The 7,525-nt window shown below is 63.5% G+C and carries 6 protein-coding genes and 1 pseudogene; all 7 read left to right on the top strand.

What is annotated here, in order from left to right:
* A partial coding sequence (locus FLO80_RS21415) for a strawberry notch C-terminal domain-containing protein (protein WP_188078389.1) occupies positions 1 to 2,216 on the top strand: 2,216 nt, incomplete at its 5' end.
* Between the two features lie 3 nt (positions 2,217 to 2,219).
* A complete protein-coding gene (locus FLO80_RS21420) occupies positions 2,220 to 3,251 on the top strand; it encodes a DUF7146 domain-containing protein (protein WP_111369411.1) in 1,032 nt (343 codons plus the stop codon).
* Positions 3,252 to 3,620: 369 nt separating this feature from the next.
* Positions 3,621 to 4,553 (top strand): DUF2493 domain-containing protein, encoded by a 933-nt coding sequence (locus FLO80_RS21425; RefSeq protein ID WP_111369408.1) that lies wholly within the window; start codon positions 3,621 to 3,623, stop codon positions 4,551 to 4,553.
* Between the two features lie 87 nt (positions 4,554 to 4,640).
* A complete protein-coding gene (locus FLO80_RS21430; RefSeq protein WP_104017778.1) occupies positions 4,641 to 4,898 on the top strand; it encodes a WGR domain-containing protein in 258 nt (85 codons plus the stop codon).
* A gap of 45 nt (positions 4,899 to 4,943) precedes the next feature.
* Positions 4,944 to 5,174: a DUF6429 family protein gene (locus tag FLO80_RS21435; protein ID WP_111369406.1), complete on the top strand. Its 231-nt coding sequence runs from the start codon at positions 4,944 to 4,946 to the stop codon at positions 5,172 to 5,174.
* A 94-nt stretch (positions 5,175 to 5,268) separates the two neighbouring features.
* Positions 5,269 to 6,657 carry an IS1182 family transposase gene (locus FLO80_RS21440; RefSeq protein ID WP_111369431.1) on the top strand — a complete coding sequence of 463 codons (1,389 nt, stop codon included), beginning with the start codon at positions 5,269 to 5,271 and terminating at the stop codon, positions 6,655 to 6,657.
* A gap of 508 nt (positions 6,658 to 7,165) precedes the next feature.
* Positions 7,166 to 7,378: pseudogene (locus FLO80_RS21445) on the top strand (transposase); the annotation flags it as partial.
* Positions 7,379 to 7,525 lie beyond the last annotated feature (147 nt).

The raw sequence follows: 7,525 nt of genomic DNA on the forward strand, positions 1-7,525 counted from the left end.
GCCTCTACACGGCGCGCTCGCTGTCCTATGACGGCGTCGAATACGAGATGCTGGAACATGCGCTGACGCCGGAGCAGCGCGGGATCTATGATGCATATGCGCTCGCCTTCGGAGTCATACATCGGAACCTGTCCGCGGCGCTGGAAGCTGCCAACATTACTGGCGAATCCGGCGGTACGTTGAACCGCCAGGCCAAGTCCGCGGCCCGCTCGGCCTTTGAATCCGCCAAGCAGCGCTTCTTCGGTCATCTCCTGACCTCCATGAAGACCCCCAGCCTCATTTCCAGCATCGAGGCTGATCTGGCAGCAGGCCATGCTGCCGTCATCCAGATCGTCTCGACCGGTGAGGCACTGATGGAGCGCCGCCTGTCGGACATTCCCACGGACGAGTGGAACGATGTGCGGGTGGATATCACGCCAAGAGAGGCTTGCCTGGACTACCTCGCCCATTCCTTCCCGGTGCAGCTCTATGAGCCCTTCACCGATAGCGAAGGCAACCTCTCCTCGCGCCCGGTCACGCGCGATGGCCAGCCGGTCGAATGCCGCGAGGCCGCCCGGAGGCGCGACGCGCTGATCGAGCATCTGGCCAGCCTGCCGCCGGTGCCCGGGGCGCTCGACCAGATCGTCCAGCGTTTCGGCACCGACCTTGTGGCCGAGGTCACGGGCCGCTCGCGCCGCATCGTGACAAAAGGCGAAGGTCCTGCCGCCCGCCTCGTCGTGGAAAGCCGGGCAGGGTCTGCCAACCTGTCCGAGACCGCCGCCTTCATGGATGACCAGAAGCGCATCCTGATCTTCTCGGATGCCGGTGGCACGGGGCGGAGCTACCACGCCGACCTCGGTGCCAAGAACCAGCGCCTGCGGGTCCACTACCTGCTCGAGCCGGGCTGGAAGGCCGATGCCGCGATCCAGGGCCTCGGGCGCACCAACCGCACCAATCAGGCGCAACCACCGCTGTTCCGACCCGTCGCCACGGATGTGAAGGCGGAGAAGCGGTTCCTGTCGACCATCGCGCGCCGCCTCGACACGCTCGGGGCGATCACGCGCGGCCAGCGTCAAACCGGCGGGCAGGGGCTGTTCCGGCCCGAGGACAATCTCGAGTCCCCCTATGCCCGCGACGCCCTGCGCCAGCTCTACCGCCGCATCTATCGCGGCGATGTCGCGGGATGCTCGCTGATGGCGTTTGAGGACGCGACAGGCCTCAGCCTGACCGATGACAACGGTCTGAAGGACGACCTGCCCCCGATCACGACCTTCCTCAATCGCCTGCTGGCGCTCACAATCGACATGCAGGCTGTGCTCTTCGCGGCCTTCGAGGAACTCCTCGACCAACGGATCGAGGGTGCTATCGCCGCCGGGGTCTACGACCTCGGGCTCGAGACGCTGCGCGCCGAAAGCTTTCGCGTCACGGATGCGCGGGTGATCTACACCCATCCCGGCTCCGGCGCGGAAACCCAGCTCCTGAGCATCGCGGAAAAGCGGCGTAATGCTCCGACCGCGCTCGCGGATGCGCTTGACTGGCTCGACGACCCAAAGACACGCCTGCTGGTCAACAGCCGCTCGGGTCGGGCCGCCGTGCAGGTGCCCGCCACCAGCCTGATGCTAGACGATGGCACGATCGAGCCCCGCTTGCGGCTGATCCGCCCCACCGAGGCAAGCACCGTGCCTGCCAAGATCATGGAAGACACCCATTGGCTGGAAGCCGACCGCACGGCCTTCGCCGCCGCATGGACCGCGGAACTGGCCGAGGTGCCGGAATTCACGGAAACCACGCTGCACATCGTGGCGGGGCTCTTGTTGCCGATCTGGAAGCAACTGCCGCAGGATGAGACCCGCGTCTACCGACTGCAAACCGACGATGGCCAGCGCATCATCGGCCGCCGCGTTTCGCCCGCCTGGGTCGCGACCACGCTGGCGGATGATGCGCCGCAACTGACGGCCGCGCAGGTCCATGCTCTCGTTCTGGAGGGCAAGACCGTGGTGCGCTTGGCCGAAGGGATGGAGCTGCACCGCTCGCGCGTCATGGGGGTGAACCGGATCGAACTGTCGGGCTTTTCCGAAGCGGCCAAGGACCGGCTGAAGGCCGATGGGTTCTTCTCGGAGATCATCGCCTGGAAGCTGCGGCTCTTCTGCCCAGCAGACTCGAGCGGCATCGCAGTGCTTGATCGTCTGCTTGCACGTTGTCCCGTGACAGGACTACATGCGCGTGGAGGGTGCTGAGCCATGTATTCCGAGACCGAAGATGTGATCCGCGCTCTGGCGGAGAACGCAGAGAGCGTGTGTCGCGCCTACCTTCCCGCCGGACGGCGGGAAGGGTCCTACTGGATCGTGGGCGATCTGCAGAACAACCCCGGCCGCTCGCTCTTCGTGCGGCTGACGGGGCCTGTGTCTGGGCCGGGCGCGCGCGGAAAATGGCAGGACGCTGCTGTCGGATTGCATGGCGATCTTCTGGACATCATCCGCGAGCGAACCGGGATCTCCCGATTTCCCGATCTTCTGGCAGAGGCGCGGGCGCATCTTGGCCGCCCAATGCCGGTTCTAGCGGATACGCCAGTGCCGAAGAAGCCCAAGCCCCCCGGTGGCACACCAGCCGCGGCGGCGCGTCTCTTTGCAGCCTCCGTGCCGATCGCAGGCACGCTTGCAGACACCTACCTCCGCTCCCGAGGCATCACCCAAGGCGGCATGACGAGTGCGCTGCGCTTCCACCCGAAGTGCTGGCATCGGGATGAGGGCCAGACCCGGAGCATCCCCAGACCGGCGCTGATCGCCGCGGTCACCGATGGGGCAGGGGGCTTGCAGGGCGCGCACCGCACCTGGCTCGCGCCTGACGGACTGGGAAAGGCGCCGGTCGAGACGCAGCGGCGGGCCATGGGTCACCTACTTGGCAATGCCGTCAGGCTAACCCCACATGGGGACATCCTCGTGGTCGGCGAAGGCATCGAGACCATGCTGTCCCTGTCCGAAGCGGCCCCCGGCCTTCCCGTCTGGGCGGCGCTCTCGTCGGGTCACCTCGGGGCGGTCCAGTTGCCGGAGGGGCTGCAGCGCCTTTACATCGCCATAGACCGCGATCCGGCCGGGCAACGCGCGGCAGAGAGGTTGAGCGCCAGAGCACTTGATGCCGGGATTGTCGTTCGGGTGCTGGAACCGCGGCTCGGGGATTTCAACGATGATCTCCGGGCAAACGGTGCGGAGGCGCTGTGCCAGCATCTGGCAGGGCAGATCGGGCGCGAGGATCGGCAGCGCCTGTTGGCTTGAGCCACAACGCGCAAGGGGCGTTCCGGCGCTGCGGGGGCGGGGCCCCTGCAGTCCTGTCGCGGGTGTGGATCATCACCTTTGCCTCTTTCCGGGTAAATCTCATCCACCCGACACCCGAGCGGCCTTCAAGAGATGGGCGTGCTGCCGTCAAAGGGTCCGCCCCCTCAAGGGCGGCAGGCAGGCTATTTCCGCCGCGGGGGACGAGCCCCCGCTTTGCATCGCGAAACAAATAGCCTGCCTGCCGCCCTCCTCCACTGCGTTTCGGCCCCGAAGAGGGGGTGAAGGGGCGTCCGCCATGACGGCTCAGAGCTGCCCATGAAGGCCGCGCGGGATGACGCGCGGACGAGACAGGCCCGGAGGTAAGAGCCGATGACGATCCACACCCATGACGACACGTATGAACCCGCCCACACCGCATCCCAGACCGCCCATGCGCTCGACGAGCTGCAGCTTTATGGCTACCGTCCCTTTGATGAGCCCGATCCGCGCCCGATGCCCGATGGGCAGCGCCTTGCGGTCGCCGTCGCAGACATCTTCGATGCCCTCGTCGCGACCCTGGAAGACACCCGCATGGAACCCGACCTCGAAGAGGTGCTCTGGGGCCAGGTCAACCTCTTCCACCGCGCCACGGTGAGGGTTGAGCGGTCGCTCGATGAAAACGAACAGGCGCAGCGCCGCCTTCAGCGCGAGCAGGACGGTTCCGAGGTGAAATCCACCGAACTCGAGCGCCTGACGGCCGAAGGCCTGACCCTCGTCGAACGGCGCAACTGCATGGACATGATGCGCGATCACGCCGCCACCGAGTTTGTCCATCACACGGGATCGACCTGGCGCCCCCGCACGGGCTCGATGGTGAACCGCCAGCACATGACCGCGGCGCTCATCGACAGCCGCGATTTCCTGGCCGCCAAGCGCCGCGCGGAAACCGAGGTGATGCTCCCCTCAGGCCCCAAAGTCGCCCTCACCGGTGGAACCGACTTCAACGATCACCGCCTGATCTGGGGCAAGCTCGATCAGGTCCGGACCAAACATCCCGACATGGTCCTTCTGCATGGTGGAAGCCCGAAGGGCGCAGAACTCATCGCCGCCAAATGGGCCGAGGCCCGCGGCGTGACGCAGGTGGCCTTCAAACCCGATTGGACCAAGCATGCCAAGGCCGCCCCCTTCAAGCGCAACGACGCGATGCTGGACGTGCTGCCCGTGGGTGTTCTGGTCTTCCCCGGCACGGGCATTCAGGAGAACATCGCCGACAAAGCCAAGAAGCTTGGCATCCCGGTCATGAAGTTCGAGAAGGGGGCATGAGCCCCCTTTTCCCCTCGTGGAGTGAAATCAAGGTGGAAGCAATTGATACCACCTGATATTATGGTACAAAACCTGCTGGATCACGATATGTCTCACTCTGTCGCTCAACTTGAGGTGTTCCCGACCGACCTGCAGATGCGGCGGATCGATCCAGCCTGCAACATGCGGCGGTTTTACCGCATGAGCATTCAGCCCGATCTCTTTGGGGGCGCCAGCTTGGTGCGCGAATGGGGCCGCATTGGCGCGCGCGGGCAGATGATGATTGAGCAGCATCCAGATGAAGGGCGCGCCGTCACCGCGCTGATGAAGCTTGCCGCGGTGAAGAAGCGGCGGGGGTATGCATGAAGTGCGCGCGTGCGAAACGGCGCGAAACCAACGTAAGGGGAGGGGATGACACTCGACACTGACAAGATCGATGATGCGTCCCTCGCGATCCTCAGCCTGACGCTGCATGACGGTGATCGGGTCTGGAAGGGGATCGATTGGAACATCACAGACCGGCTTTTTGAGAAAGGCCTGATCCATGATCCGAAAAACAAGGCGAAATCGCTGAATCTGACCCCAGAAGGGGTCGCGCATGCGCGGGAAATTCTCGCGCGGGATTTCAGCAAGGCCGAGTGACGGGCAGCTTTGCGGCATATTCTGTTGAAAAACTCGCGCTTGATTGCTGGGCGTGGCGCTGATTCAATTCCGACATCGAGCGGGAGGATTGGCGATGATGGGACCGAAGCAGGAGGCTCAGCCAGCGCTGTTCTACGAGTTCTCGCTGGAGGATCATGTTCCGCAAGATCACCTGCTTCGATCCATCGATCGGTTCGTCGACCTGAGCAGCATCCGTGCCCATCTTGCGGATTTCTACAGCCACACGGGCCGTCCGTCTGTCGATCCCGAACTGCTGATCCGCATGCTTCTGGTCGGCTATTGCTTTGGCATCCGGTCTGAGCGGCGCCTCTGCGAAGAGGTCCATCTGAATCTCGCGTATCGCTGGTTTTGCCGCCTCGACCTTGCTGACCGCGTGCCGGATCACTCCACCTTTTCGAAGAACCGCCATGGCCGGTTTCGTGACAGCGCGCTGCTACGCCACCTGTTCGAGATGACGGTCGCACGCTGCATCGAGGAAGGCCTGGTGAGTGGGCAGCGCATGGCGGTCGATGCCAGACTGATCGAAGCGGACGCGAACAAGCAGAACTCGACGCCGAAGGAAGAATGGGACGCGTCGACAATCGACCCGGCGGCCGCGCCCCGGGCAGTTCGCGAGTATCTCGAGACGCTGGACGAGGCCGCTTTCGGGGCCGCCAGCGAGGTCCAGCCCAAGTTTACCTCACATTCCGATCCGGCCAGCCAATGGACGGCGGCGCGCAAGGGACCGGCATTCTTTAGCTATTCCGACAACTACCTGATCGATACGGATCACGGCGTCATCGTCGATGTCGAGGCGACGCGGTCGATCCGGCAGGCGGAGGTCGGCTCGACGCGCACCATGCTGGACCGGGTGCAGGCCAAGTTCGATTTGCATCCCGAACGCCTGATCGCGGATACCGCCTATGGCACCGGGCCGATGCTGGGCTGGCTGGTCGATCGCAAGATCGCGCCGCACATCCCGGTCTTCGACAAGTCGGGCCGCAACGATGGCACATGGACCCGAGCCGACTTCGAGTGGGACGCCGAGAACAATCAATACATCTGCCCGGAGGGCCAGACGCTGAAGCAGTTCCGCCGGAACTATTCCGACCCGAACCGAGGGCCGACCGGCAAGGGCGTCGCCAAATACCGCGGCCTGAAGCACATCTGCCAGGCCTGCCCTTCGAAGCCGCGCTGCTGCCCGAACATGGACTTCCGGTCCATCACCCGAGAGGAACACGAAGACGCCCGTCAGGTTGCCCGGGACATCGCGAAGACCAGGCAATACGAAGTCTCGATGAAGCTCCGAAAGAAGGTCGAGATGCTCTTCGCGCACCTCAAACGCATCCTGGGCCTCGGACGCCTCCGATTACGTGGCCCGTGCGGCGCAAATGACGAATTTCTCCTCGCCGCAACCGCCCAAAACCTCAGGAAACTGGCGAAGATCTTTCCCGCACCGCAGCAACCGCGAAAAGCCCGATAGGAAAGGCCGCCGCGCATTACCAAAGCTTCCAATTTCTGCAATCGCGAACGGGTGTTTCTCCACAGAATCGGCACCTTCCAGTCGTTCGCTGCATCTGCGCGCAATTTGCTCGCATCCGCAGCATCAGCAACGTGCAGGGCGGAGAGCCGCCCTTCGCTGCACCTTAGACGAACGTCAGCTTTGCATAACAGCGGATCTTGGAAAGTTCCGAACCGAGGCCGTCCTTCAAGGCGTGACCGGCCCATTGCCGTCACTGGTCGTGGACGACGACCCTCTTGCGCGTCAGGAGGGGGTGGAGAAGGCGAGCGTCGCGGTGGGGTCACGCAGGCGCTCAACGGCGGGACGCCCAGGGAGGGCAGCGCGGGGGAATATGAATCGGAGTGGGCGGTATCTACAAAACTGACAGCCCTCATTTTTCCCCGAACTCGCGCCTAAGCGTGGCTAGGGTCAGGATGCATTGATTTCGGTTGCACTGCCTGATTCACGGTTCCGAAAACGGAGCTGTGACATGAGCGATCTTTTTTGGCTTAGCGACGCGCAAATGGCGCGTTTGGAACCTTTCTTTCCGAAGTCGCACGGAAAGCCTCGTGTCGATGATCGGCGTGTGTTGAGTGGGATTATCTTTATCAATCGCAATGGGTTGAGGTGGCGCGATGCCCCTGCCGCTTATGGTCCGCATAAGACACTTTACAGCCGCTGGAAGCGTTGGAGCGAGAAAGGTGCGGATTTCAAAATTACCGGACAGCGATTTCGCTAAATCCCGGACAGCCATTTCAGTAATTCCCGGACAGTTCGGGCACGGCTGATTATCTGCCTGCGATCATGTTTCTGTTTTGAGTGTTTCGGTATTTTCGCTGGGGGTCAAGTT

The sequence above is a fragment of the Aquicoccus porphyridii genome (genome assembly GCF_008369105.1).
Lineage (GTDB): Bacteria > Pseudomonadota > Alphaproteobacteria > Rhodobacterales > Rhodobacteraceae > Aquicoccus > Aquicoccus porphyridii.